Origin of the sequence: Actinomadura physcomitrii (assembly GCF_008923205.2) — a bacterium.
Lineage (GTDB): Bacteria > Actinomycetota > Actinomycetes > Streptosporangiales > Streptosporangiaceae > Spirillospora > Spirillospora physcomitrii.
In genome coordinates, this window is the sequence record NZ_WBMS02000001.1 from 338992 (window position 1) to 363962 (window position 24971).

Below are 24971 nucleotides of genomic sequence, written 5' to 3' on the forward strand. Positions count from 1 at the left end.
TCCGCTCGCCGTCCGCGTGCGAGCGGACGAGCCGGGCCGGATCAGCCGGCGGGGGCGCCGAACCAGCGGGAGAGGTGGTCGTCCAGGTCCTGCTGATCGTCGCCGATCCAGGCGACGTGGCCGTCGGGGCGCAGCAGGACGCAGGGGACGTCGAGTGCCGCAGTGGTGTCGGCGAGGAGGTCGACGCGGTCCGACCAGCCGCCGGCGGCCAGGCGTCCGGTGCGGTCCAGCACCAGGCCCCGGCCGCGATGCAGCAGGTCGTAGAGGCGGCCCTGTGCCAGGTCGAGATCGCGCAGGCGGCGGCCGAGAAGGTCGGGGCCTTCGCCGAAGTCGTAGCGGACGCCGATCGCGGTGATCTTCTCGATCAGGTGGCGGTTCACCTCGTCGAAGTCCATCAGCTCGGTGAGCAGCCTGCGCAGGGCCCGGGCGCCCGGTCCGGTGGAGTGCAGCTCCATCTGGGCGCGGGTGTTGTCCAGCACCTCCGCGGCGACGGGACGGCGTTCGGCCTCGTAGGTGTCCAGCAGCGTGTCCGGCGCCCAGCCGCGGATCCGCGCGGCCAGTTTCCAGCCGAGGTTGAACGCGTCCTGGACGCCGACGTTGAGGCCCTGGCCGCCGGTGGGCGGATGGATGTGCGCCGCGTCGCCGACCAGCAGCACCCGTCCGATCCGGTAGTGCTCGGCCAGCCGGGTGGCATCGCCGAAGCGCGACGTCCAGCGCGGGGAGTGCACGCCGAAATCGGTTCCGGCGACGGCGCGCAACCGCTGCTGGAAATCGTCGAGGGTGGGCGGTTCCGTGCGATCGCTGACGCCCGCTGCGGGAACGACGACGCTGTACGTCCCTTCGCCGACAGGCCTGATCCAGAACCGCTTCTCGGTTTCCTGGATCTCGGCGACCCTGGCGGCGATCTCGTTCTGCGGCAGGCCCACCTGCATTTCGCCCATCAGCGTTTCGTTCCGCGAGGGCTCGCCGGGAAAGCCGACGCCGAGCAGTTTGCGGACGGTGCTGCGCGCGCCGTCGCAGCCGACGAGATAGCGCGTCCGCAGCCTTTCCCCGCCGGCCAGTTCGACGGTGACGCCCTTGTCGTCCTGCTCGAGACCGGTCACCGCGCAACCGCGCCGGACCTGCGCGCCCAGGTGGATCGCATGGTCTTCGAGGAGTCGGACGATGACCGGCTGCGGGATGCCCACCATATAGGCGTGCGCGGAATCCAGGTCTTTCGGCGCGGGTTTGCTGATGGCGGCGAAGAATCCGGCGGCCGGACGCCGCCGTCCGCGTTCGAGAACGCGCTCCAGCAGTCCGCGCATCGCCAGCAGTTCGAGACTGCGGATGTGCAGGCCGACGATGCGGACGAACGGCGCGGGCTCGCTCTCCCTTTCCAGAACGAGGACCCGCACGCCGTGCAGCCGCAGTTCGGCGGCCAGCAGCGCGCCGGTCGGCCCGCACCCGGCGATGACCACGTCGTAAGCGGTGCGGGATCCGGTGACGAGTTGAAGGTGCATAGGTGTTGCCTTTCGGGAGTGCCTTGGTGGCGAGGCGCTCCCGGCGACACCTACGTCAATCGCCCGACCATGACACGAGGGAGAGCACCCACGTCGATACAGCGTTCATGGGTCTCACCTCCATGGACGGTGTCACGGCCGATCGCAAGCTTTGCAAGCTATGCCGTTCGCAAGTTATAGGGCCGAGCGTCATGCCGTCCAACCGTTTACCGGCCGCTCTTGCACGAGCACCCGGACTGCCCTGGGCTGGTACCGTCCCCGGATGAATGATGGGGCCATCGATGTCTCCCAAGCCGGCCGGACGGACGCGGCCCACCGGGTGACGCTGCGCCGCCTCGGCAGTGCCGACCGAGACGAGTTCCTCGACCTGGTGAGGGCCAGTGCGGACCTGCACCGGCCGTGGGTGTCCCTGCCGTCCACGCCGGAGCAGTACCGGGCCTACCTCGCGCGGTATGCGAAGCCCGATGAGGAGTCGTTGCTGGTCTGCGTGCGCGGCAGCGGGAACGTCGCCGGGCTGGTCAACATCAACAGCATCATCCGGGGACGGTTCCAGTCCGCGTCCATCGCCTACGCCGCCTTCGCGCCGTCCGCCGGCCGGGGCTACATGTCCGAAGGGCTCGAGCTGGTGGTGCGCTACGCCTTCGAGCAGCTGCGGCTGCACCGGCTCGAGGCCCAGATACAGCCCGAGAACGAGGCGTCCCTCAAACTGGTCCGGCGGGCCGGCTTCCGCTACGAGGGCCTGTCGCCCGAGCTGCTGTACATCGACGGAGCCTGGCGGGACCACGAACGGTGGGCGATCACCAGCAGCATGATCGACATCGCGCCCACGCCTCCGCACGCGACGCTGCCGGAGCGCTAGCTTCCCGGAGATTGCGGCCACATTCTGGCCGCTATCCCTGCGACGGTGGACACCGAGCACCACGGAACGAACGACGAGGAGCCCGGATGACCGTCCTTGACGCGCGGACGCTGGGCCGCGCGACGCTCGCGCGGCAGCTGCTGCTCGACCGCGCCGACGTACCGGTCGCCGACGCCGTCGCCCACCTGTGCGGGCTGCAGGCGCAGGAACCGCAGGAGCCGTTCGTCGGGCTCTGGTCCCGGCTCCGCGTGTTCGACCCGGCGGCGCTGTCGAACCTGCTGGTGGAGCGCCGCGTGGTGCGGACGCACCTCATGCGCCGCACCGTCCACCTCGTGACCGCCGAGGACGCCCTCTCCTGGCGGGCCCGCCACGACGCGATGCTGCGCCAGCGGGTCCTCGCGGTCTACCGCCGCGAGCTCGCCGGGGTGGATCTCGACGAGCTCGCGGCGGCGGGACGTGCGGTGACGGCCGACGGGGAGCCGCGCACGATGGCGGAGCTGGCGCGGTCGGTCGCCGAGCGCTGGCCCGCGCCGGGACCGCGGGCCCTGGGCGAGATGCTCGTCGCCGCGCTCGTCCCGATGGTGCAGATCCCGCCGCGCGGGCTGTGGCGGATGAGAGCGGGCGTCCGCAACGTCCCGCTGTCCATCTGGCTCGGCCGCGAGATCGACCCGCCGTCCCCGGACGGCTCGGACCCGGTGGGGCGGGCGCTCGTGCGGCGCTACCTGGCCGCGTTCGGCCCCGCCGCGTCGGCCGACCTGCGCGCCTGGTGCGGTCTCGCGGGACTGCCGGCGGCGGTCGCCGCGATGCGCGGGGAACTGGTCGCCTTCCGCGACGAGCGGGGCCGCGAGCTGCTGGACCTCCCGGACGCGCCGCGCCCCGATCCCGGCACGCCCGCCCCGGTGCGGTTCCTGCCGGCGTTCGACAACGCGATCCTCGGCTACCGGGACCGCGGCCGCATCATCGACGACGTGCACCGAGGCCTGTCCGTCACGGGCACCCGGATGGTGCTGGTCGACGGCCGGGTCGCCGCGACCTGGAGCGTCGAGGCCGGCACCGTCGCCGTCACCCCGCTGCGCCGCCTCACCCGGGCCGAACGCGCCGCCGTCGCCGAGGAGGGACGGCCGCTGGCGTCGCTGCTGACCAACGACGAAAGCGACCGCGTCCGGATCGACTAGGCGGAGGACGCCGCGTCAGGCCCGGCCGCGGACGCCGAACGCGGGCGGGACGGGCGGGGCGCCCGTCCCTACTTCGCGACGGCGAGGAGGCGGACGGCGAGGCCGGTGAAGACGGTGCCGCTGAAGATGTTGAGCCCGCGCGCGACGCGGCGGCTGCGCCGCAGCAGCCGGGCGAGCCGGCCGGACAGCAGGCCGACCGTTCCGTCCACGGCGAGGCCGATGAGCACGAGGGTCAGGCCGAGGACGAGGAACTGGACCATCGGGTGCCCGAGCGAGGGGTTCACGAACTGCGGCAGGAACGCGATGTTGAACAGGATGACCTTGGGGTTGAGCAGGTTGGTGATGACGCCCTGCCAGAACGCGCGGAGCCTGCCGGGGCCCGCGGGGGCGGACTCCTCGCCGGGCTCGCCGCGGTCCCGGAACGACTTCACCGCGAGGTAGAGCAGGTAGGCGGCGCCCGCCCAGCGGAGCACGTGGTAGAGGGTCGGCAGGGTGGTGAACAGCGCGGACAGGCCGAGCATCGCCGCGATCGCGTGGGTGAGGGCGCCGGTGGCCACTCCCGTCGCGGCCATGACGCCGGTGGCGGGGCCGCCCCGTCCGCCCATGGCCACGATGAACATCATGTCGGGTCCGGGGGTGAGGCAGAGGGCGAGCGCGGCGACAAGAAAGGCCACATAGAGGGAGGTGTCCAACATGCCTGAATCATGGAACGCCGAGCCGCCGTGACGCGAGTTCTTTAGCAGGTCGGCCCTGTGGCGGGCAGCGGGGTTGTGGTCAGTGTGGGTGGGGGCGGATTCGGTTCAGGTCCATGGCCAGGTAGCCGGCGAGGGCTGCGACGGCGGCGGATTCGAGGGCGAGGGCCAGGCGGACCGTCGTCCGGTAGCCGTACTCGTGGAAGCCGAACAGCGTCCCCTGCTCGCTGAGGATCAGGCCGATGATCGTGCCCAGGAGGAACACGATCCCGCCGAGCGCGACGGGCGCGTGCGGAGCCCGGCCGAGCAGCGGCAGGGACCGGACGAGCGGGACGGACTCGAGCGGGGCGAGCATGGCGAGGCCCAGGACCAGCGCGCTGGCGAAGTTGGCCGCGAACAGGGGTCCGATGATCGGGATGACGCGGTAGTAGTCCGCGAAGTACTCGTAGAGGTGCACCGCGCCGACCGCGAAGAGCAGGAGGGCGGCCAGGCTGCGCAGCAGGGAAGGGGTCAGGGCACCGCGGCCGGTCGCGGTGAGGTCAGTGCTGGAAGCCGCCATGGGCACTCCCCGTGGTCTGAATCTGTCCTTGCGGCGTGAGGGCGAACCAGGGGGCGCCGAACTGCGTGATGCCCTGGCCCTCGGCGTCGCCGCGTCCGGTGTCGGCCTGGTAGTAGTACAGCGGATGACCTGCGTAGACGAGCTGGCGCGGCCCGTCGGAGCGGGCGATCGTGGTCAGCATGCCGGGCCGGGCCCCGCCGGACGTCCCGGGCCGTCCCTGGGTCGTGGCCGGGGGCCAGATGCTCGCGCACGCGCCGAAGCAGGTGGACCGGTTCGGCGGGTCGCTGGCGAACAGGTACAGCGTGCGGCCCTTGTCGTCGACCAGGATCGGCCCGAGCCTGTGGACGGGCGCCGAGGTGACCTGCTGGCGGCCTGGGTCCTGCGAATTCGTCGCGAACGCGCAGCCGGCGGCCAGCAGGCCCGCCGCGCTGACGGCGGCCCACCGGCGCGCCCGGTCAGTAGCCACTCTTGGTGACCTTCTGGCCGGCCGAGGACACCACGTACCATTCGGCGCCGAACTGGTTGAGGGCCTGGCCCTTGGCGCTGCCCTTCGCCGTGCCGTCGGGCGCGTAGTAGTAGAGCGGGTGGCCGCCGTAGGTGACCTGCGTCTTGCCGTCGCTCCTGGTGGTGGTGCCGAGCTTGGCCGCCTTGGCCTCGGAGCCGGCGTGCGGCTTGCCCGTGGTGGTGACGGGCGGCCACACCGCCGCGCAGGCGCCGGAGCAGGACGACTTGCCGCCCTGGTCCTTCTCGAACAGGTACAGCGTGCGGCCCTGCCCGTCGACGAGGACCTGCCCGAGGCCGCCGACCTTGGCCGTCGCGATGGTGCCGCCCTCGTTCGCGGTGCTCGGCGAGGACGACGCGGCCACCGGCACGGCGGGACGGTGCGCGGCGATGGAACCGGCCGAGCCGCCGCACGCGGTGGCCGCGGCGATCGCCGCGACGGGCACCGCCAGCCGTGCGATCGAGTGCGGGGTGTTCCGGAGAGTCGTTCGGGACATCGCGGGACGTCCTTCCCTTGGAGAGCCCGGCGCCGGCCCGGCCGGCGCCTTCTTTTCCGGCTCCGTCCGTACCCGGGCGGACGGCGGACGAACGGACTTGCCCGGACACCGGCGACCCGATGGCGAAAGCTTGAAGCCGCCCTCGGGACGGCCGGCGGACGGCGCTGTCAGCCGGCGGGGAGCGCAGGTCAACGGGTGTTCTGGTGGAGGTCGACCGGCGTGCGGACGCGCGCCTTCGGCCGTGGCCGTGTCACAGGCGGGCGGGGCTGTCTCGTCTCGGGTCGGGAAGGGCCTGAAGCGGGAAGGAGAGGATTATGCGGGTTTTCGTGGCAGGTGGGAGCGGAGTTCTCGGCCGGCGGCTGGTGCCGCAGCTCGTGGCCCGGGGCCACCAGGTGACGGCGACGACGACGAGCGCCGCCAAGCTCGGCGTGCTGGAGGGGCTCGGCGCCGAGGCCGTCGTGATGGACGGGCTGGACGCGGCGTCCGTCGGCGAGGCGGTCGCGGCCGCCCGGCCGGACGCGGTCGTCCACCAGATGACGGCGATCTCGATGGCGCACGCCGGCAAGCCCGACATCAAGCACCCGGACCGGTGGTTCGCGATCACCAACCGGCTGCGCACCGAGGGGACGGACCACCTGCTGGCCGCCGCCGAGGCGGCCGGCGTCCCGCATGTCGTCGCGCAGGGCTACGCGAGCTGGAACGGGATCCGCGAGGGCGGCTGGGTGAAGACCGAGGACGATCCGCTCGACCTCCTCGAAGGGACGGCGGCGAACGTGGGGATGGTGGCGATGCGGCACGTCGAGGAGGCCGTCCTCAAGGCGGGCGGCGCGGTGCTGCGGTACGGCGCGTTCTACGGGCCGGGTGCGATCGACGACCAGGTGACGCTGGTCCGCAAGCGGCAGTACCCGCTCGTCGGGCGCGGCACCGGGTACAGCTCGTGGATCCATCTCGACGACGCGGCGAGTGCGACCGTCCTGGCGGTGGAGCAGAAGGTGCGGGGGGTGTTCAACATCGTGGACGACGAGCCCGCCCCGGCGAGCGAGTGGCTGCCGCACCTGGCGGCGTGCGCGGGGGCGAAGCGGCCGATCAGGGTGCCGGTGTGGCTGGCCCGGCTCCTCGCGGGGGACCAGGCCGTCATCATGATGACGGAGGGGCGGGGGTTCTCCAACGCCAAGGCCAAGCGGGAGCTCGGCTGGCAGTTGCGCCACCCGTCGTGGCGGAAGGGTTTCGAGGAAGAGCTGGCATGAGCAGGGCCGAGGAGTTCCAGGAGCTGCGGCCTCTGCTGTTCTCGATCGCCTACCGGATCCTCGGCAGCGTGAGCGAGGCCGAGGACGCGGTCCAGGAGACGTGGCTGCGGTACGAGAGCGCCGGGGCGCGGCCCGTGTCGGCGAAGGCGTACCTGTCGGCCGTGGTGACGCGGATCTCGATCGACGTGCTGCGCTCGGCCCGCATCCGGCGGGAGCAGTACGTGGGGCTGTGGTTCCCCGAGCCGCTGCTGGCCGACCCCTACGAGGACCCGGAGCGGTCGGCGGAGCTGGCCGACTCGCTGTCGATGGCGGCGCTGCTGCTGCTGGAGCGGCTCAGCCCGCTGGAGCGGGCGGTGTTCGTGCTGCGGGAGGTGTTCGGTTTCGGTTTCCCGGACGTCGCGTCCGCGGTGGGGAGGTCGGAAGCGGCGTGCCGTCAGCTCGCCGTGCGCGCGCGCCGGCACATGGACGCGGGACGTCCGCGGTTCGAGGCGGACCGGCGCGAGCGGGAGGAGCTGGCGGGCCGCTTCTTCGACGCGTTCACCGAGGGGGACGTCGACGGGCTGCGGGAGCTGCTCGCCGCCGACGCCCAGCTGGTCAGCGACAGCGGCGGGAAGGCGCCGCGCTGGGGCCAGGGCGTCGCCGGCGCGGCGAACGTGGCGCGCGCGCTGGCCACGCTCGTCCGGCCGTTCCTGGAGATCGGCGGCGTGGTGGAGCCGTGCGAGGTGAACGGCCAGCCGGGCGCGGTCTTCCGCGACCGGGACGGCCGGGTCGTCAACACGTGGTCGCTGGACGTCCTCGACGGGCGGATCCAGATGATCCGCACGGTGCTCAACCCGGACAAGCTCGGGCATGTGGGGCCGGTGGCGGACGCCTGGGCGGTCGTCCAGGAGACGACCCGGGCGCACCGGACCTCCGGCTGACGCCGCCCGGGGCGAGCGGCTGCGCCCCGGCCCCATCGCCGCCGTCGAAACGGACGGAAACGGGCACTTGGTCTATGGAAGCGTTCGCGTCGCCGTCCGCCGACCGATCCACTCGGCTCGATGACGCAGGCGGGCGCGGCCGAAAAACCTCACCCGGCCGGTCATGTAACGCTGGCGTTCCGGATCGCTACTCTCTGTGTTCGGAGGTGATCGGGTGGACGCCGGGGCCCGTGCGGAGCCCGGCGGCCCGGCCCCGCCCGCCTCCCCGCTGCGGATCAGGTAATCCAGCCGACCCTGGAGGGCTCCATGCCCGACTACCGCGACATGCCCGGCTACCGCGACTTCGCCCCGCGGCAAGGCTTCCAGCCGACCCTGGCGCTGTCCCCGGACGCGGGCACCGTGGCCTACTCGAGCAACGCCGCCGGCCGGTTCGACCTGTGGACGATCCCCGTCGCGGGCGGCGTGCCCAGGCGGCTGACCCGGCTGCGGGACGGCGCCGTCCGGCGGATCGCCTGGGCCCCGCACGGCAAGTCCCTGGTGTTCACCGCCGACCGCGACGGCGACGAGCAGTACCGGCTGTACCGCGTCGACCTCGACGGCGACGGCGGCCCCGCCGGCGTCCCCGCCGAGATCGGCGCGGGCCCGCGCTGCCAGCGCATCCTGCCCGCCGCGCCGTTCGACGCCGAGGGCCGCCGCCTGGTCTACGCGGCGAACGACCGCGACGAGACCGTCCAGGACGTGCTCGTCCGCGACCTCGCGGCGGGCACCGAGCGGCGGGTCGAGCCGCCGCCGGGCGTCGTGTTCCGGCCGGCCGGGATCTCCCCGGACGGGCGGTGGCTGCTGACCGCCGGGTTCCGGACGCAGATGAAGGTCGCCGCGTACCTGATCGACCTGCGCGACGCGTCCGCCGCGCCGGTGTGCGTCACCGCCGACCACGGCGACGGGCTGTTCGAGCCGGGCCCCTGGGCGTCCGACTCGTCGGGCTTCTACCTGCGCACCGACCTGTGGGGGGAGTTCGTCGCCGGGGCGTTCTACCGGCTCGAGACCGGGACCCTCGAACCGGTCGCCCAGCACGACTGGGACGTCGAGTCCATCGAGGTCGCGGGCGACACCCTCGTCTGGTCGGTCAACCAGGACGGATGCTCCACGCTGTACGCGCGGCACGCCGGCCGGCCGCTGCCGCTGCCCGCCGTCCCGCCGGGCGTCGTGTCCGCGCTGGCGCTCGCGCCGCAGGCCGACCCGCTCGTCGTCCTGCTCGACACCGCGACCCGGCCCGCCGATATCGCCGTCCTGGACGCAGCGGACGGCGTCCGCCGCCTCACCGACGCTCGCCCCCGCGCGTTCACCGCGAAACCGCCGGACGCGGGCCGGCCGGTAGAGCCGGTCGAGCCGGAGCCGGTCGTCTACGCCTCGTCCGCCGGACGCTACATCCACGCGCTGTACTACCGGCCGCACGCGCCGGGCCCTCACCCGGTCCTGCTGTCGATCCACGGCGGCCCGGAGGCGCAGGAACGGCCCGAGTACGTGCGCTGCGGCCTGTACCAGTACCTGCTCGCCCGAGGGATAGCCGTGTTCGCGCCGAACATCGCCGGGTCCACCGGCTACGGCGCCCGGCACCAGCGGCTCGTCCACCGCAACTGGGGCGGTTTCGACCTGGACGACCTCGACCACGCGGTCTGCCACCTGCGGTCGGAGCCCGGCGTCGACGTCGCCCGCATCGCCGTGATGGGCGGCGCCTACGGCGGGTTCGCCGCGCTGTCGTGCCTGGCGAGGCTGCCCTACCGGTGGGCGGCCGGGGTGTCGCTGTCCGGGCCCGCGAACCTCGTCGCGCTCGCCCGGTCCTGCCCGCCGACGTGGCGGCCCTTCGTCGCGGCCGTCCTCGGCGACCCCGACACCGACGCCGGGTACCTCACGCAGCGTTCGCCGATCACCTACGCCGACACCATCACCGCGCCCCTGTTCGTCCTGCAGGGCGCGCGCGACCCGCGCGTCCCCCCGGCGGAGTCGGATCGGCTCGTCGACCGGCTGCGGAGCCGCGGCGTGGACGTCCGGTACGAGGTCCTTGCCGACGAGGGCCACGCCTTCACCGACCGCGAGACCGAGCTGCGCGTCTACGAGGAGATCGCCGAGTTCCTCTGCGACCACCTTCTCGGCGAGTCCGGCTGACGCGCCGCCGCGCCACCGTCAGAGCGGGGGTTCCAGGTGGGACCAGGGGCGCTCGGCCTCCAGCTGGGCGGCCAGTGCGAGCAGCACGCCCTCGCCGCCGAGGGGGCCGACGAACTGGACGCCGAGCGGCAGCCCGCCGGGCGTCCGGTAGGTCGGGACGCTCATCGCGGGGCGTCCGGTTCTGCGGCGTCTCGGCGAACGTCGCGACGCCGTTCAGCACGTAGTGGGCCCCGACCCGGGCGACCGCTTCGAGATCCTCCGCCCGCACGGCCCGCACCAGCGTCATGAAAGCCCTCCTCGCACCAGCCCGAGAATGCCACCCGCCGGCGCTCGACGTCGATGTCCCCGACCACGACGGCGACGGCGTCGCCCGTCCGGACGTTCCCGTCCGGCACGTCGCGGAGCAGGCCCTCGACACCGCCCGCGACGCGCACGAACACTCCGAACGGGACGGCCTTGGTGACGGTGCCCTCCAGCACGTCCCCGGCCCGGTGGACGCGGGCGAACGCCCGGAACGGGTCGGGGCGCGTCGCGCGCAGCGACAGCCGGGCCTCGCCGTTCATGGTGTCGAACTGGAGGAACTCGCACGTGACCCGCTGCCCCACCCGGACGGCGTCGGACGGGTCGTCCAGCGGGTACCAGGACAGTTCGGGCCGCGTGATGAAGCCGACGCCCGGGTGGACGGGGTGGCGCGGACCCTCGTCCAGGTCGGCGAAGACGCCGAACCGCTCGATCGCCGCCACCGTCCCGGACAGCCGTTCCCCGGGCCGCCGCCCCTCCAGGAACGCCCACAGCTCCGGATGCTCGGCGGCGGTGAGGGGCGGCATGTCGATCATGGTCTCATGGGGTGGTGGTCGTTGGGTGTAAGCATGGGAGGGAAGGAGGAGACCGTCTGGTTCGACCGGGTGGGAGGAGCGACGCGATGAAGTTCAGGAAGTTCAAGGCGCTGGTCTCGCTGGACGAGCGGGCGCTCGGAACCGACCTTCCCGCCCAGGATTGCCCGTTCACGCTGCGCGAGAAGGGCGGCGACCCGAACCCGGACGCGTTCCACAAGGTCGTCGTGTCGACCGACGACGGGGAGCCGCTGCGCCCGGGCGACGTCGACCACATCGTGACGATGACGATGCTGACGGAGACGGCGGGGCCGGGCGCGTTCCCCGCGGGGCGCCGGTTCGACCTGTGGCACGGCGAGAAGGTGGGCCACGGGCTGGTGTCGCGGCGGATGGTGACCTAGAGGTCACGCGGCGGTGAACCGCCGTTCGGACTCCATGGCGGCGGCGACGTCCGCCGGGTAGTCGCGCCGCGCCCGCAGCAGGATCAGCCCGTTCACCAGCAGCGGGACCAGGGCGAGCAGGAACACCCGGTCCAGCCCGGTGCCGGAGTGGTCGCCGGGCGCGAACACCCCTGACAGCCAGCCGAACAGCACCGGCGCGATCGCCTCGCCGAGCATGCGCAGGATCGTGCGGATGCTCTCGGCGCGGCCCCACAGCCCGAAGTGGACGACGTCGAGGCGGACGGCGTCCAGCGGCGGGTTCGCGCCGGCGAGCGCGGCGGCGGCGAGGAAGAACAGCGGCATCGCGAGCCACGCCGAGGCGGTCAGCAGGCCGGGCAGGAACAGCAGCGCGGACGCGGTGTAGGCGGCGCTCGGCACCAGTACCCGGGCGGCGATCCGGCCGCGCCGGACGAGGCGGTCGGCGAGCCGGCCGGCGGTGAGGACGCCGGCGAGCGCGCCGAGGCCGATGACGGGGACGAGCAGGCTCAGCCCGGCGCGCCCGACGCCGTACCTGTGCTGGACGAACACGATCGCGAAGGTCCGCAGCCCGGCGAGGAAGAAGTAGCCGATGGCGGACGCGACGATGATGATCACGTTGGTGCGGATCCGCAGCACATGTCGCGCGGCCTGGAGCAGGCTCATCCGGGACGGGTCGGTGGTCGGCACGCTCTCCGGGCGGGGCCGCACGCCCGATTGGTCCACCGCCTGCTGGGCGGCCTCGCCGCCGCCGCGGGCGCCGGCGCGGGCCGGGCCCTGCGCGCCGCGGCCGGGTTCGGGCAGCAGCCGCCACACGGCGGCGGCGAGCAGCAGCCCGAGGACCGCGACGAACCAGAACGACGCCCGCCAGCTCAGCTCGGCGGCGACGTTCCCGCCGACGACCAGGCCGAAGCCGGCGCCGATCAGCTCGCCGGCGAGGATCCGCCCGTAGATGCCGGCGCGCTCGCGGGGCGGGAACAGGTCGCCGGTCAGCGACGCGACGGTGGGCCCGGCGGTGGCGGTGACGGCGCCGAGCGCGACCCGGGACGCCAGCAGCCAGCCGTAGGACGTGGCGAGGCCGCCGACGACCATGGCGGCGCTCCACAGCACGATGCTGCCGGCGAGCAGCGGGACGCGCGGGACGCGGTCGGCGAGCATCCCGACCGGGACGGTGGCGACGGCGCCGACCAGGGATGGGGCGGCGGTCAGCACGCCGATCTGCGTGTTGCCGATGTGCAGGGCGGCCTGCAGCTGCTCGACGATCGCGCCGATGACGCCGGCGTCGGCGGTGTTGAGGGCGAGGACGCAGGCGAGCAGCAGCATGACGCGGGCCTGGCGGGGCCCGCCGAGCCGGCGGGTGAGGGCGGCCACCGCCCGCCCCCGTCCCCGTGGGGCCTGCGCCGTGATCACACCTACACGCTGCCCGGGCCCGCCGCAGGTATGTGACCCTCTGCCAGAAGTAGTGGCCCTGGTCGAGGTCCTCGATCAGGGTCGGGTGGACGGGGTCCCAGCCGAGGAGTTCGCGAGTCCCGGCGCCCGGCATCGTGATGTCGTAGGTGACGAACGGGAAGCCCTTGAAGTGGTCGGCGGCCCGCTCGGCGGGGATGCTCGCGGCCGGGACGCCCAGATGTCGGCCGATCACCTCGGCGATCTCGCGGACCGGGATGCCAGGTTCGGCCGCCGCGTACAGCTGCGCGCCGGCCGGCGCCCCGTCCAGGGCCAGCCGGTAGAGGCGGGCGAGGTCGAGGGTGTGGACGGCGGGCCAGCGGTTGGCGCCGTCGCCGACGTAGCCGGACACGCCGGTGGCGCGGGCGATCTCGATCATCCGGGGGATGAAGCCGTGCCGGTCGCGGTCACTGTGCGTGACCGGTGGGATCCCGACGAGCAGGGGCCGGACGCCGCGCTCGGCGAGCCCGGCGATGGTGCGGGCGGACGCGGAGCGCGGGTTGGCGTCGATCACCGCGTCGACGGCCGCGTCGCCGGTCGGTGCGAAGCCGACGCCCATGAGGGTCTTGCCGGTGCCGGCCAGCGCGTCGCCAAATGCCTGGACGACGGCGTGTTCGGCGGCGGCCGCGCGGACGAAGGCGTCCGGAGCGAAGTCGGCGTGGTCGAACGCGAGGTGGACGACCGCGTCGGCGTCGGCCGCGGCGTCGCGCAGCCCGTCGGGGTCGGCGAGGTCGCCGCGCCGCACCCGGGCGCCGAGGGCCTGGACGGCGGCGGCGGAGGCGTCGGAGCGGGCGAGGCCGGTGACCTCGTGCCCGGCCTGGAGCAGTTCGGGCACGACGGCGGATCCGATGTGGCCGCTCACACCGGTGACGAAGACGCGCATGAGGACTCCCCTGGCAGTGATGTGACTCGGTACCGTCACCGTACCAGGAGTGATGTGACCGAGTCACATCACCTATGCTGTCCGCCATGGCCCGATGGGAACCGAACGCGCGGGAGCGGCTGGTGCGCGCCGCCATCGACCTGTTCGCCGAGCAGGGCTACGACGCCACCACCGTCACCGGGATCGCCGAGCGCGCCGGGCTCACCAAGACCACCTTCTTCCGGTACTTCCCCGACAAGCGGGAGGTGCTGTTCGCGGGCCAGGAGCTGCACAGCCGGACCCTCGCCGAGGCAGTCGCCGCCGCGCCCGGCACGGCCACGCCGCTGCAGGCCGTCGCCGCGGCCCTCGACGCCCTAGCGGCCACTTTCACCGACGGCCGGCGCGCCTTCGCCGCCCGGCTCCTCGCCGTCATCGACGCCAACGACGAACTGCGCGAGCGCGCCGCGTTCAAGCACCACCAGCTCGCCGCCGCCACGGCCGCTGCGCTCCGCGAGCGCGGCGCACCGGACCCGGCCGCCGGCCTCGCCGCCGAACTCGGCGTCCGCGCCTTCGACGCCGCCTTCGCCCGCTGGTCCGACCCGTCCGAGCCGCGCACGCTCGCCGAGCTCGCGCACGAGGAACTCGACGAGCTGCGCTCCGCGCTCGCCGTCCTGGACTAGGTGCCCGGCTTGGACATCAGCGCGTGCATCTTCGCCTTGACCGGCTCCGGAATCGCCCTGGACGCCGTCGTCTGCAGCTTGTTGCGCGCCGAACCGGTGACGACGCGGTCCTTGCCGGCCATGAGCGCCTCGTAGGCCTGCCGCGCCACGTCCGCCGGGTCGTCCTTGCCCGCTTTGCCGAGCCTGGTGCCGAGCACCCCGGCGCGCTCGAAGAAATTCGTCCGCGTCGGCCCTGGCAGCAGCGCCGTCACCGTGACCCCGCTGCCCTGCAGTTCATGCCGCAGCGCCTCCGCGAAGGAGTACAGGAACGCTTTGGACGCCGCGTACGTCGCGAGGTACGGGCCCGGCGCCATCGCGGCGATCGACGACGTGAACAGCACCCGTCCCGACCCCCGCCGGACCATGTCCTTCAGCACCAGCTTCGCCAGATGGACGGCCGACCGGACGTTAAGGTCCACGAGGTTCAGCTCGTCGGCGAGCGCGTTGTCGTGGGCGAAGTCGCCGCCGACCCCCACGCCCGCGTTGATCGCCACCGCGTCCAGCGGGCGCGCGCCCACCGCCGCGTACAGCTCCTCGACGCCGCGCGGCGTCGCCAGGTCCACCTGGACGGGCGTCGCGTCGCCCACGGCCTCGGCCGCCGCCGCGACCTCCGCGTCCTCCGCCGCCCTGAGCACGTGGAAGCCGTGCCGGGCGAACTCGTCCGCCAGCGCCCGCCCGATCCCGCTGGACGCCCCGGTGACCAGCGCCAACCGCGCCGAGTCGGTCATGGCCCTTCCCCCCGTGCCCTCGTCCCGGACCTTCTCGGGGTCCCCCTGCCCCCACGTCCACCGCCAAACGCGGTGGTACGTTCCGATCCGTGGAGCCTTCCTACGTCGTGACCGGCGGCGGGCGCGGCATCGGGCGCGCGATCGCCGAACGCCTCATCGCCGACGGCGGGCACGTCGTGGTGGTCGACCTGGACCCGTCCGCCGTGGCGTGGGCGGCCGGACGGGGCGTCTCGGCGGTCGCCGGCGACGTGCGGGACGAGGCCGTCGCCGCCCGGGCGGCGGACGCCGCGCAGGCCATGGGCACCCTCAAGGGCTGGGTCAACAACGCCGCCGTCTTCCGCGACGCCGCCGTGGGCGTCCCGGAACCGCGCGAGGTCATCGACGAGGTCGCACTGAACTTCGACCCCGCCGTAGTAGGTTCGCTCACCGCGATCCGCCGGTTCCTGGACGCGGGCACGGGCGGCGCGGTCGTGAACGTGTCGTCCCACCAGGCGGCGCGCCCCGTCCGGGGATCGCTCACCTATGCGACGGCGAAGGCGGCCGTCGAGGGCTTCAGCCGCGCCCTCGCCGTGGACTACGGCCCGCGCGGCGTCCGCGTGAACGTCGTCGCGCTCGGCTCGATCACCACCGCTCGCTACGAGGCGTTCCTCGCCGAACAGGACCCCGCGTCCGCCGCGCGGATCGAAGACCAGATGCGCGCCCTGCACCCGGTCGGTCGCGTCGGCCGCCCCGACGAGGTCGCCGCGACCGTCCGCTACCTGCTCTCGGACGAGGCGAGCTTCGTTAACGGCGCCGTCGTCCCCGTGGACGGCGGCCGCTCGGCCCAAGGCCACGACCCCGAAGAAGCCTGACCCTCAGCCGTCCGCCTCGACGACGAACGTGCCGCGCCCGACGACGCCGTGCACGAGGCCCTTTTCGTGAAGGATGTCCAGGGCGGCGACGACCGTCCGGCGGGACACCCCGAACTCGTCGGCGAGGTTGCGCGTGCTGCGCGGCGCATCCGGCCGACGTGATCAGCGTGCGGGCGCGCGAGGAGGACGGCGGGCGGGCGTGGTTCTACACGTCGTGGTGCCGTCCGATCGCTGAGGCGGACCAGATCTCGGACGCCGTGCTGGCGCTGAAATCGCTGCTGAACGGGGAGCCGGGGGTGGAGTCGTGAGCCTGATGGTCGTCACGGCGGCGGTGCTCGGCTTCGTGGCCGGGGGTGTGGCCTTCCTCGGGGCGTCGGTGACGGCGCGTCCTCGGTATCAGGGGAGGCATCGCGCCGACTTCTGATCCGGCGGGTTAGGAGGCGGGGCTGGCTGCTTGGAGGTCGCGGAGGGCCTGGCGGGCTAGGGCGCCGAAGTCGTCGTCGTTGGACGTGTCGCTCCAGCGCTCGAAGGCGAGCTTCATGGCGAGCGCGCCGAGTTCCGCGGCGACGCGGGCGGTCAGGTCGGGGACGACGGCGGTGTCAGATCGTGCCGGCGGCCTCCAGGGCGGTGATCTCGTCGGGGGAGAGGCCGAGGAGGCCGCCGTAGACCTCCGTGTTGTGCTGGCCGAGGGACGGGCCGAGCGTGCGCACCTCGCCCGGCGTCCCGGACAGCTTCGGGAACACGTTGTGCATCGGGAAGTCGCCGAACTCGGGGTGCGCCATCCGGATGATCGCCTCGCGGGCCTTGTAGTGCGGGTCGGCGAGCATGTCCTTCGCGCGGTAGGTGAGCCCGGCCGGGATGCCGTTCTCGTGCAGCAGCTCCAGCAGCGCGTCGGAGCTCTGGCCCGCCGTCCACGCGCCGATCAGGTCGTCCAGCTCCTCGGCGTTGGCGCCGCGCGCGCCGTGCGTCGCGTACCGCTCGTCGTCGGCGAGCTCGGGACGGCCCATCAGCGCGGCGAGCCGCCGCCAGATCGTGTCGCGGTTCGCGGCGATCAGGACGGGCCCGTCCAGCGTCGGGTAGACGTTGGACGGCGCGATGTTCGGCAGCACGGAGCCGGTGCGTTCCCGCTGGTAGCCCGCGATCTCCCACTCCGGGACGAGCGACTCCATCAGCGCCAGCACCGCCTCGTACAGGGCGGAGTCGACGATCTGGCCGCGGCCGGTGCGGTGCCGGGCGTGCAGCGCGACGAGGGTGCCGAGCGCGGCGAACGTGCCGGCCAGCTCGTCGCCCAGCGAGATGCCCGCGCGGGACGGCGGCTTGTCGGGGTCGCCGGTGACGTACCGGATGCCGCCCATCGCCTCGCCGATCGAGCCGAACCCGGCGCGCGGCGCGTACGGGCCGTCCTGCCCGTAGCCGGTGACCCGGGTGATGATCAGTCCCGGGTTCTCCTTGTGCAGCTCGGCGGGGGCGAGGCCCCAGCGCTCCAGGGTGCCGGGGCGGAAGTTCTCGACCAGCACGTCCGCCCGCGCGATGATCTCGCGGGCGAGGGCCTGGCCCTCCGGCGCGCGCAGGTTCAGCGTGACGGACTTCTTGTTGCGGGCGAGGATCGGCCACCACAGCGACATGCCGTGCGGCTTCTCCCGCCCCCACTCGCGCATCGGGTCGCCGGACCCCGGCGGCTCGATCTTGACGACCTCGGCGCCGAAGTCGCCGAGCAGCTGCCCGCAGAACGGGCCGGCGAGGAGCTGGCCCATCTCCACGACCCGGAGGTCTCCCAGCGCACCCGTCATCGTTCCTCCTCCGTGCCGTCCGTGCTGAGGGTCAGGTTGGCCGCGGCGGCGCGGATGTGGGCGCGCATCACCGACTCGGCCCAGGCGGGGTCGCGCGCGGCCAGCGCGGCGACCAGCTCGCGGTGGTGGTTCATGCTGCGGGCCATCTCGGCGGCGCCGTACCGGCGGAACGTCCCGACGATCAGGGGGGCGTGCATGACCGACGTCAGCATCGCCGGGAGCCGCCGGTTGCGGGACGCGTCGATGACGGCGGCGTGGAACAGCGCGTTCAGCTGCGCGACGCGGGTGAGGTCGTCCGCGGCGACCGCGTCCTCCATCGCGTCGCACTGGCCGAGCAGGTCGGCGAGGACGTCCTGGCCGGGCGCCATCCGGGCCGCGCGCGCCGCCGCGTAGGGCTCCAGCAGCGACCGCAGCTCGAAGATCTCCTCCAGGTCGCGCCGCGTCCACTGGACGACGCGCGCCCCGCGGTGCGGCAGGACCTCGACGAGGCCGTCCGCGCCGAGCCGCTGCAGCGCCTCGCGGACGGGCGTGCGGGACAGCCCGAGCGTCTCGGCGAGCTCCGCCTCGCCGAGCCTGCTGCCCGCCGCGGCCTCGCCGGACAGGATCATCCGGCGGACCGCGTCGTACGCCGTGTCGGTCGCCCGCGCCATCGACCCCTCCTCGCACCGTATTGCATGCAATATAGTCCACAGCAGGGTCGAATCTCGCAAGCTGGAGGCTGAGTTGCATACAACAGTCCTCGAAGTGGGCCCCCGCGACGGGCTGCAGAACGAAGACCGCGTGCTCGCCCCGGACGACAGGATCGCCTTCATCGCGCGCTGCGTGGACGCCGGCGCGCGCCGCATCGAGGCCGTCTCGTTCGTCAACCCCAAGCGGGTCCCGCAGATGGCGGGCGCCGAGGAGGTCATGGCGGGCGTCCCGCGCCGCGACGGCGTCTCCTACAGCGGGCTCGTCCTCAACCGGCGCGGCCTCGACCGCGCGCTCGACGCCGGCGTGGACGAGGTGAACGTCGTGCTCGTCGCGTCCGACACGTTCTCCGTCCGCAACCAGGGCAGCACCATGGCCGAGATGCTGGACGCATGGGACGGCATCGCCGCCGCCGCGCACGACGCGGGCGTCCCCGCCGGGGTGACGATCGCGGTGGCGTTCGGCTGCCCGTTCGAGGGCGAGACGCCGCCGGAGCGCGTCGCCGAGATCGCGCGCCGCGCGCACGCCGCCGGCGCCTTCGAGATCGCGCTGGCCGACACGATCGGCGTCGGCGTCCCCGCGCAGGTCCGCGACCTGACCGCGCGCGTCCGCGAGGCGGCCCCGGGCACCCCGCTGCGGTTCCACTTCCACAACACCCGCAACACCGGCTACGCCAACGCGCTGACGGCCGTCGACCTCGGCGTCACCACCCTCGACGCCGCCGCCGGCGGGTTCGGCGGCTGCCCCTTCGCGCCCGCCGCCACCGGCAACATCGCGACCGAGGACCTCCTTTACGCCCTGCACCGGTCGGGCGTCGAGACCGGCATCGACATGGCCGCCGTCGCCGAGACGGGCACCTGGCTGGGCGACCTCCTCGGCAAGCCCGCCCCGGCCCTGCTCGGCCGCGCCGGCGGCTACCCCTGACGCCCGCCGCGACATCGACGTGCGGCGTGCCGCTGCTGCGAGCCGCCGATGACCCCGATGGCCGGATATGCCAGAACCTGGTCATGGCGGTCATCGTGCTGCACCGGCGACAATGAAGGCATGCCCGCTTCGCACCGTGTCGTCATCGCCGTGTTCCCCGACGTCGACCTCCTCGACGTCACCGGGCCCGCGGAGGTGTTCGCGGTCGCGAACCGGGCGATGTCCGGCGGCACGCCCTACCGGGTGCTGCTCGCCGGGCCGGACGTCGGCCAGGTGCGCACCAGCGCCGGCGTCCGGGTCGCCACCGACCTGACGTTCGAGCAGGTCGGCGACCGGGTCGACACCCTCGTGGTGCCCGGCGCCCTGGACCGCGCCGGCGCCCCCGTGATCGACCCGGACCTGGTCCGCTGGATCGCCGGCACCGCCGGGCACGCCCGCCGCGTCGCCTCCGTGTGCGTCGGCGCGCACCTGCTCGCGGCGGCCGGCCTGCTGGCGGGCCGGACGGCGACGACGCACTGGGCCACCGCCGACCGGCTCGCCGCCGACCACCCCGACGTCGTCGTGGACCCCGACCCGATCTACGTCCGGTCCGGGAACGTGTGGACGGGCGCCGGGATCAGCGCGTGCATGGACCTCGCGCTCGCCCTGGTCGCCGAGGACCACGGCGAACGCCTCGCGCTGAAGGTCGCCCGGCAGCTCGTCATGTACCTCAAGCGGCAGGGCGGGCAGAGCCAGTTCAGCGTCCCGCTGTGGCAGGCGCCCGCCGAGCGCCGCGACATCGACGAGCTGCGCGCGTGGATCACCGCGAACCCGTCCGCGGACCTGTCGGCGGCGGCGCTCGCCGACCGGATGTGCCTCAGCGAGCGGCACTTCACCCGCGTCTTCCGCCGCGAGACCGGCGCCACCCCGGCGGCCTACGTCGAGGCGGCCCGGGTGGAGGCGGCGCGCCGGCTGCTGGAGGGCACCGACGAGCCGCTCGACCGGGTCGCCGCCGCGTGCGGCATGGGCTCGGTGGAGACGCTGCACCGGGCGTTCAGGCGGCGCCTCGGCACGACCCCGGCGGCCTACCGGCGGCGGTTCCGTACCGCCGCCTGACCATCCTTTCCCGCGTACCGGCCGGTGAGGCCGGTGCTCGGCCCTGCCCGACATCCGATATCCCGAAAGCCGGAGGACGAGATGACCGTTTCGACGACCCTGCGCGACGTGATCGGCCTGGACGGCGCGCTGCCCGCGCTGCCCGCCGCCACCCTGATCCTGATCGACTACCAGAACACCTACCGGACCGGCGTCATGGCGCTGCCCGGCGCCGACCGCGCGCTGGAGGCCGCGTCCCGGCTGCTCGACCGCGCCCGCGCCGCCGGGACGCCCGTGGTGCACGTCGTGAACGACGGCGGTGAGGGCAGCCCCTACGACATCCGGGCCGAGATCGGCCGGATCGCCGGCCCCGTCGCGCCCCGGGACGGGGAGGCGGTCGTGGTGAAGCGGTTCCCGGACTCGTTCCACGGCACCGAGCTGCTCGACGTGCTGCGCCGCCTCGACGCCGGGCCCGACCTCGTCCTGGCCGGGTTCATGACCCACATGTGCGTCCAGTCCACCGCCCAGGCCGCCTTCAACCTCGGCTACCGGCCCACCGTCGTCGCGGAGGCGTGCGCGACGCGTCCGCTGGCGGGCCCGGACGGCGCGCCGATCGCGGCGGGCGCCCTGCACGCCGCGGCCCTCACCACGATCGGCGACCTGTTCGGCCTGGTCGCCGGCCGCGTGGCCGACCTGCCCGGCTGACCCGGGCCGTCGCGCGGCGCACGAGCCCGGGCGGAGCGGACGCCCGGGCGCGGGGGCGCGGAGACCGGCGGCCTCAGGCGCGCGAGCGGCGGGCGATCGTGAAGCGGTCGACCTCGGTGCCGTTCTCGGCCAGCGCCCGCACGGACAGCGTCGAGGTGCGGCCGCGCGGCGCCGGCGTCACGTCCACCCGGATGAACGAGTAGCCGGTGAACCGCACCCGCGACCAATGGACCGTCTCCGCCACCTTGTTGCCGCCCTTGTCCCACACGTAGGTGGCCACGGAGTCGAGCGGCTTCTCGTTGCCCTCGTAGGAGTCGGGCACCGGGAAGCTGTAGAGGCTCCTGCCCGCGCCGCCGGCCGTCACGTACACGACGCCGTCGCTCTCCGGACGGGCCGTGCCGCCGATCGGCACCTGCCTGCCGACCGCGTTGCCCTTGATGGCGTCGGTCCGCTCGTAGACGTGGTTGTGGCCGTTCACGACCAGGTCGACCTGGTACTTCTCGAACAGCGGCACCCACGCGTCGCGCGCGCCGCCCTCCGAGGCGTGCTGGTTCGTGGTGGAGAACGCGCAGTGGTGGAAGAACACGACGATGAAGTCGATGCCGCGCCGGGCCCGCAGCGACTTGAGCTGCGCCTCCAGCCACGCCGTCTGCTTGCCCTTGGACAGGCCCTGATTGGCGGGGATCTCGTAGGAGACGTCGTTGGCGTCCAGCGAGATGACGGCGGTGTTCCCGTAGACGAACGTGTACACGCCCGGCAGGTTCTTCGGGTCTGGACCGTTCCCGGGAAGCTGGAAGCGGGCCTCCTCGCCGCCGTACCCGTTGGGCGAGAACCAGGCCTCCATGTCGTGGTTGCCGTACCCGACCATCCACGGCACCTGCTTGGCGACCGTCTCGGTCTGGGCGAGGAACTGGTCCCACGTCCGCACGTCGAAGCTGTCGCCGGTCTGGCCCGACCCGGACGGGTCGGCGTAGCAGATGTCGCCCGCGTGCAGGTGGAACGCGGGGTTCTGGCCGAGGATCAGGCTGTCGTTGGCGAGCGCGTGGTAGCTGACGCCCTGGTCGCCGAACGCCGTGAAGGTGAACTTCGACGACCGCGCGGGGGCGGTGGTGAACGTCCCGATCGTCCCGGCGAGGTGGGAACTGGCGGGGTCGAAGCCGTCGTGCCCGACGCCGTAGTAGTAGGTGGTGCCGGGGTGCAGCCGGTCGAGCTGGACGTGCAGGTAGTACTGCGTGTAGTCGGGGCTCGACCCGACTCCGGCCGGGGTGTGGAGGCTGCGGACCTCCGCCTGGATGCGCTGCGAGAGGTTCCACGGGTGCGTGCCGATGCGCAGGAACGGCTTCTTCACCGGGACGGGGACCTGCCAGGACACGGTCATCTGCGTCCGCGGGTCGGCGCCGAACGCCAGGTGCCGGCCGATCGGCGCGACGAGCGAGCCGTCGACCTGCTCGTGGGACGGGGCGAGGAGCCGCGGCGCGGCCGGGGCGGCGGCGTTCGCGGTGCCGGTGAGCAGCCCGCCGGCGGCGAGGGAGCCCGCGGCGACCGCGCCGCCGCGCAGCAGGCCGCGGCGGGAGAACTTCGAGTGGAGGTATTCGTGCTGCTCGGCCATGCTCATGCGCTCGGCGAGCCGCTGGGGGATGCCCATGCGTGGAGTGTTCACGGTCGTTAGGGTGGCGAACGATGTGTGCGCGCGGGCGTCCGCGACATGAACGGACGGCGAACGCCGATGCGGATGCGGCAGGAGCCGGCGGAGAAACGCGCGGGTCAGCCGGGGAGCGCCAGGTGGCGCGGGTTGGCGACCGTCAGCTTGTCGACGATCGAGGCGCGGATCGCGCCGACCACCTCGTCGCGGCGGTCGTCGAGGGTGCCCTCGCGGATGGCCGCCGCCAGGTCGGCGTCGGACGCGCAGCCGAGTTTCGCGAGGCGGGCGGCGTGTGCCTCCCGGTGCGCCTCACCGAGCAGCAGCTCGCGGCGCGCGATGCGCAGCGCGGACGCGGCGACGCGGGCGTGGAAGCGCAGCCGGTCGTCGGGCTGCTCGGCCTCCAGCAGGAAGGCGCCGACGGCGTCGATCAGCGCTGACGCGCCGGGCCGGTCGTGCGGCGGCGAGTGCCCGGCGAGCGCCTCCCCGGCGAGCGGGTCCTCGACGGTGACCGGTGACGTCAGGCCGAGCGCGAGCAGCATGTCGTGCTCCTGCTCGCAGACCCTCCGTCCCAGCACGGCGTACTCGATCGACGTGTCAGACCCGCTGAGGAAGCGTTCGGCCTGGTGGCGGCACAGGATCCCCCAGCGGAGCGTGCCGTAGACCTCCCACCAGCGCAGTTCCTCCGGGGTGGGCGGGGTGCCGCCCGCGGCGGCGTAGCCGGCGAGCAGGTCCTCGCGAGAGCCGAACCCGCCGGCGGGATGCGGGGAGCCGAACCGCCACGCCTTCACGCACAGCCAGCCGAGGTCCTCGGCGGGGTCGCCGAGGTGGGTGAGCTCCCAGTCCAGGACGCCGGTGACGCCGTCCGGCGCGATCATCAGGTTGCCGTTGCGGAAGTCGCCGTGCACGACGGCGCGGCGGCCGGACGCGGCGGGCCGGTTCTCGCGCAGCCACCGGAGCACGAGCTCGACGGCGGGGCGCGGCTCGCCGAACGCCTCGTAGTAGGTGGTGATCGCGGTGAGCGGATCGTCATCCGGAAGGCCGGGGACGGGCTCCATCGTGTGCAGGCGGGCGAGGACGCCGCCGAGGTCGCGGGCCAGCCGGGGGCGGACGGCGGCGTACGCCTCGTCGCGCAGCAGCCGGCGCGGGATCGTCTCGCCGGACAGCCGCTCCATGATCAGGAACGGGGTGCCGGCGAGGTCGTCGCCGTGGTCGACCAGGGACGGGACGGGCACGCCGGCGCGGGCGGCGGACGCCAGCAGCGCCGCCTCCCGCGCCATCGCGTCCGCGTCGGGCGACGCCGGCGGGTCGCGGCGCAGGATCAGCGCCCGCCCGTCCGCGTCGAACGACCAGGTCTCGCGGCTCGCGCCGCCGGACAGCCGGTGCAGGTCCGTGACGTCCGCGCCGAGCCGGGCGGCGAGTTCCTCGTGCACGCGGGTCTCCTTCAGGAGGGCTCGGGGGCGGGGCGCAGGCCGAGGGCCCGGAGGTTGAGGGCGTCGAGGGTGTCCAGGAGCCGTTCGGTGTCGGACGGGTCGTCGCCCTGGACGAGCCAGAGGTACAGCGAGTGGTCGACCATCGCGGCGAGCGCGCGCGCCGCCATCTCGGGGTCGATGCCCGCGTCGACGATCCCGGCCCGCTGCCACCGCTCGATCGCCCGCGCGGACCGTCCGACGGACTCGGCGCGGTGCTTGCGCCGCATCTCCTGGAACTCCTCGTTGAACGTGGCGACCTGCTCGATGATCGCCATCATCTTCGCGTTGCGCCGGTACGCCTCGAAGTAGGCGCGGTTGGCGCGGCGGACGCGCGCGGCGGGCTCGGCGGACGCGGTGTCGTCGCCGGGGGCGGAGTCGCCGGGGGTGGAGTCGCCGGGGGTGGAGGAGCGCCGCGTCATGTCCTCGAAGAGCCGGTCGGCGACCTCCAGGAAGACGGCCTCCTTGGACGGGAAGTAGGTGTAGAAGGAGCCGTAGGCCACCTTGGCGTGCCGGGCGATGTGCGCGACCCGGGTCTCCAGGAAGCCGCGCTCCTCGAAGACCTCGCGGGCCGCGGCGATGAGGCGCTCCCTGGTGCGGGCGCCGCGCTCGGTCAGCGGCGCCTGCGGGCTCTCGCCGGCACCCGTGTCCGCCATGCCGTGGTTCCTTTCGCCGGGGGCCGCCGCCCCGCCGGGCTTGACAAGCAGATGTTC

At 73.8% G+C, this 24971-nt stretch carries 26 protein-coding genes and 2 pseudogenes; 12 read left to right on the top strand and 16 right to left on the bottom strand.

Translation table 11 applies throughout. The features are described from left to right. Positions 1–41 precede the first annotated feature (41 nt). The gene (gene rox / locus F8568_RS01540; protein WP_151590353.1) at positions 42–1499 is read right to left on the bottom strand and encodes a rifampin monooxygenase; all 1458 of its coding nucleotides are present in this window, start codon (positions 1497–1499) and stop codon (positions 42–44) included. A gap of 262 nt (positions 1500–1761) precedes the next feature. Between rox and F8568_RS01545 the strand changes: the two genes are divergently transcribed. After that, positions 1762–2358 (top strand): GNAT family N-acetyltransferase, encoded by a 597-nt coding sequence (locus tag F8568_RS01545; protein ID WP_151590355.1) that lies wholly within the window; start codon positions 1762–1764, stop codon positions 2356–2358. An 86-nt stretch (positions 2359–2444) separates the two neighbouring features. Continuing rightward, complete coding sequence (locus F8568_RS01550) at positions 2445–3533, top strand: winged helix DNA-binding domain-containing protein (RefSeq protein WP_151590357.1); 1089 nt, start codon at positions 2445–2447, stop codon at positions 3531–3533. 68 nt (positions 3534–3601) lie between these two features. On the opposite strand, the gene F8568_RS01555 is transcribed toward F8568_RS01550, so the two are convergent. The 4 genes from F8568_RS01555 to F8568_RS01570 all read right to left on the bottom strand — a co-directional run bounded on the left by F8568_RS01555 (position 3602) and on the right by F8568_RS01570 (position 5782). Next, positions 3602–4228: a LysE family translocator gene (locus F8568_RS01555; protein ID WP_151590359.1), complete on the bottom strand. Its 627-nt coding sequence runs from the start codon at positions 4226–4228 to the stop codon at positions 3602–3604. Between the two features lie 79 nt (positions 4229–4307). Beyond that, positions 4308–4784, bottom strand: a complete 477-nt coding sequence (locus F8568_RS01560) for a hypothetical protein (protein ID WP_151590361.1) — start codon at positions 4782–4784, stop codon at positions 4308–4310. Further along, positions 4765–5250, bottom strand: a complete 486-nt coding sequence (locus F8568_RS47595; protein ID WP_202124353.1) for a COG4315 family predicted lipoprotein — start codon at positions 5248–5250, stop codon at positions 4765–4767. The genes F8568_RS01560 and F8568_RS47595 overlap by 20 nt, the downstream gene beginning before the upstream one ends. After that, on the bottom strand, positions 5240–5782 hold the full coding sequence (locus tag F8568_RS01570; protein WP_151590363.1) for a COG4315 family predicted lipoprotein: 543 nt from the start codon (positions 5780–5782) through the stop codon (positions 5240–5242). The genes F8568_RS47595 and F8568_RS01570 overlap by 11 nt, the downstream gene beginning before the upstream one ends. Positions 5783–6096: 314 nt before the next feature. Here F8568_RS01570 and F8568_RS01575 point away from each other — a divergent pair, with 314 nt between their 5' ends. From F8568_RS01575 to F8568_RS01585, 3 genes are all read left to right on the top strand, one after another. Beyond that, positions 6097–7029 (top strand): NAD-dependent epimerase/dehydratase family protein, encoded by a 933-nt coding sequence (locus F8568_RS01575; protein WP_151590365.1) that lies wholly within the window; start codon positions 6097–6099, stop codon positions 7027–7029. Next, complete coding sequence (locus F8568_RS01580; protein ID WP_151590367.1) at positions 7026–7949, top strand: RNA polymerase sigma-70 factor; 924 nt, start codon at positions 7026–7028, stop codon at positions 7947–7949. The genes F8568_RS01575 and F8568_RS01580 overlap by 4 nt, the downstream gene beginning before the upstream one ends. Positions 7950–8255: 306 nt before the next feature. Beyond that, positions 8256–10115 carry a S9 family peptidase gene (locus tag F8568_RS01585; RefSeq protein ID WP_151590369.1) on the top strand — a complete coding sequence of 620 codons (1860 nt, stop codon included), beginning with the start codon at positions 8256–8258 and terminating at the stop codon, positions 10113–10115. 18 nt (positions 10116–10133) lie between these two features. On the opposite strand, the gene F8568_RS01590 is transcribed toward F8568_RS01585, so the two are convergent. Together F8568_RS01590 and F8568_RS01595 are read right to left on the bottom strand one after the other, a co-directional pair. Beyond that, on the bottom strand, positions 10134–10280 hold the full coding sequence (locus F8568_RS01590; RefSeq protein WP_202124354.1) for a hypothetical protein: 147 nt from the start codon (positions 10278–10280) through the stop codon (positions 10134–10136). Further along, a complete protein-coding gene (locus F8568_RS01595) occupies positions 10277–10951 on the bottom strand; it encodes a S1 RNA-binding domain-containing protein (RefSeq protein WP_151590371.1) in 675 nt (224 codons plus the stop codon). Before F8568_RS01595 ends, F8568_RS01590 begins: the two co-directional genes overlap by 4 nt. A gap of 86 nt (positions 10952–11037) precedes the next feature. Here F8568_RS01595 and F8568_RS01600 point away from each other — a divergent pair, with 86 nt between their 5' ends. Continuing rightward, the gene (locus F8568_RS01600) at positions 11038–11349 is read left to right on the top strand and encodes a hypothetical protein (RefSeq protein ID WP_151590373.1); all 312 of its coding nucleotides are present in this window, start codon (positions 11038–11040) and stop codon (positions 11347–11349) included. A 3-nt stretch (positions 11350–11352) separates the two neighbouring features. Here the strand turns inward: F8568_RS01600 and F8568_RS01605 are convergent, their stop codons facing one another. Beyond that, positions 11353–12774, bottom strand: coding sequence for an MFS transporter (locus F8568_RS01605; RefSeq protein WP_202124355.1), 1422 nt, complete (start codon positions 12772–12774; stop codon positions 11353–11355). Positions 12775–13471: 697 nt separating this feature from the next. Beyond that, a pseudogene (locus tag F8568_RS47600) lies at positions 13472–13693 on the bottom strand (NAD-dependent epimerase/dehydratase family protein); the annotation flags it as partial. A gap of 86 nt (positions 13694–13779) precedes the next feature. Between F8568_RS47600 and F8568_RS01615 the strand changes: the two are divergent. Beyond that, a complete protein-coding gene (locus F8568_RS01615) occupies positions 13780–14352 on the top strand; it encodes a TetR/AcrR family transcriptional regulator (protein ID WP_151590375.1) in 573 nt (190 codons plus the stop codon). On the opposite strand, the gene F8568_RS01620 is transcribed toward F8568_RS01615, so the two are convergent. Then, complete coding sequence (locus F8568_RS01620; RefSeq protein ID WP_151590377.1) at positions 14349–15119, bottom strand: SDR family NAD(P)-dependent oxidoreductase; 771 nt, start codon at positions 15117–15119, stop codon at positions 14349–14351. The two genes, F8568_RS01615 and F8568_RS01620, sit on opposite strands and share 4 nt — an antisense overlap. A gap of 89 nt (positions 15120–15208) precedes the next feature. On the opposite strand from F8568_RS01620, the gene F8568_RS01625 reads away from it, so the two are divergent. Continuing rightward, entirely contained in the window at positions 15209–15970 is a 762-nt protein-coding gene (locus tag F8568_RS01625) for an SDR family NAD(P)-dependent oxidoreductase (protein WP_151590379.1), read from the top strand. 3 nt (positions 15971–15973) lie between these two features. Here F8568_RS01625 and F8568_RS49305 read toward each other — a convergent pair. Continuing rightward, a pseudogene (locus F8568_RS49305) lies at positions 15974–16099 on the bottom strand (GntR family transcriptional regulator); the annotation flags it as partial. Positions 16100–16128: 29 nt separating this feature from the next. On the opposite strand from F8568_RS49305, the gene F8568_RS01635 reads away from it, so the two are divergent. Beyond that, entirely contained in the window at positions 16129–16278 is a 150-nt protein-coding gene (locus F8568_RS01635; protein WP_160573469.1) for a hypothetical protein, read from the top strand. Positions 16279–16569: 291 nt separating this feature from the next. Here F8568_RS01635 and F8568_RS01640 read toward each other — a convergent pair whose 3' ends face one another. Together F8568_RS01640 and F8568_RS01645 are read right to left on the bottom strand one after the other, a co-directional pair. Further along, positions 16570–17760 carry a CaiB/BaiF CoA transferase family protein gene (locus F8568_RS01640; RefSeq protein WP_151590383.1) on the bottom strand — a complete coding sequence of 397 codons (1191 nt, stop codon included), beginning with the start codon at positions 17758–17760 and terminating at the stop codon, positions 16570–16572. Further along, the gene (locus tag F8568_RS01645; protein ID WP_151590385.1) at positions 17757–18410 is read right to left on the bottom strand and encodes a GntR family transcriptional regulator; all 654 of its coding nucleotides are present in this window, start codon (positions 18408–18410) and stop codon (positions 17757–17759) included. Before F8568_RS01645 ends, F8568_RS01640 begins: the two co-directional genes overlap by 4 nt. Before the next feature lie 31 nt (positions 18411–18441). Between F8568_RS01645 and F8568_RS01650 the strand changes: the two genes are divergently transcribed. The 3 genes from F8568_RS01650 to F8568_RS01660 all read left to right on the top strand — a co-directional run bounded on the left by F8568_RS01650 (position 18442) and on the right by F8568_RS01660 (position 21150). After that, positions 18442–19371 carry a hydroxymethylglutaryl-CoA lyase gene (locus F8568_RS01650; protein WP_407924447.1) on the top strand — a complete coding sequence of 310 codons (930 nt, stop codon included), beginning with the start codon at positions 18442–18444 and terminating at the stop codon, positions 19369–19371. A 120-nt stretch (positions 19372–19491) separates the two neighbouring features. Then, positions 19492–20466: a GlxA family transcriptional regulator gene (locus tag F8568_RS01655; RefSeq protein ID WP_151590387.1), complete on the top strand. Its 975-nt coding sequence runs from the start codon at positions 19492–19494 to the stop codon at positions 20464–20466. 81 nt (positions 20467–20547) lie between these two features. Next, entirely contained in the window at positions 20548–21150 is a 603-nt protein-coding gene (locus F8568_RS01660; protein WP_151590389.1) for a cysteine hydrolase family protein, read from the top strand. 73 nt (positions 21151–21223) lie between these two features. On the opposite strand, the gene F8568_RS01665 is transcribed toward F8568_RS01660, so the two are convergent. From F8568_RS01665 to F8568_RS01675, 3 genes are all read right to left on the bottom strand, one after another. Beyond that, a complete protein-coding gene (locus F8568_RS01665; RefSeq protein ID WP_328600668.1) occupies positions 21224–22810 on the bottom strand; it encodes a purple acid phosphatase family protein in 1587 nt (528 codons plus the stop codon). Positions 22811–22914: 104 nt separating this feature from the next. Next, positions 22915–24222, bottom strand: coding sequence for a phosphotransferase family protein (locus tag F8568_RS47615; RefSeq protein ID WP_151590391.1), 1308 nt, complete (start codon positions 24220–24222; stop codon positions 22915–22917). 11 nt (positions 24223–24233) lie between these two features. Beyond that, the gene (locus F8568_RS01675) at positions 24234–24914 is read right to left on the bottom strand and encodes a TetR/AcrR family transcriptional regulator (RefSeq protein WP_151590393.1); all 681 of its coding nucleotides are present in this window, start codon (positions 24912–24914) and stop codon (positions 24234–24236) included. Between the last annotated feature and the right edge of the window lie 57 nt (positions 24915–24971).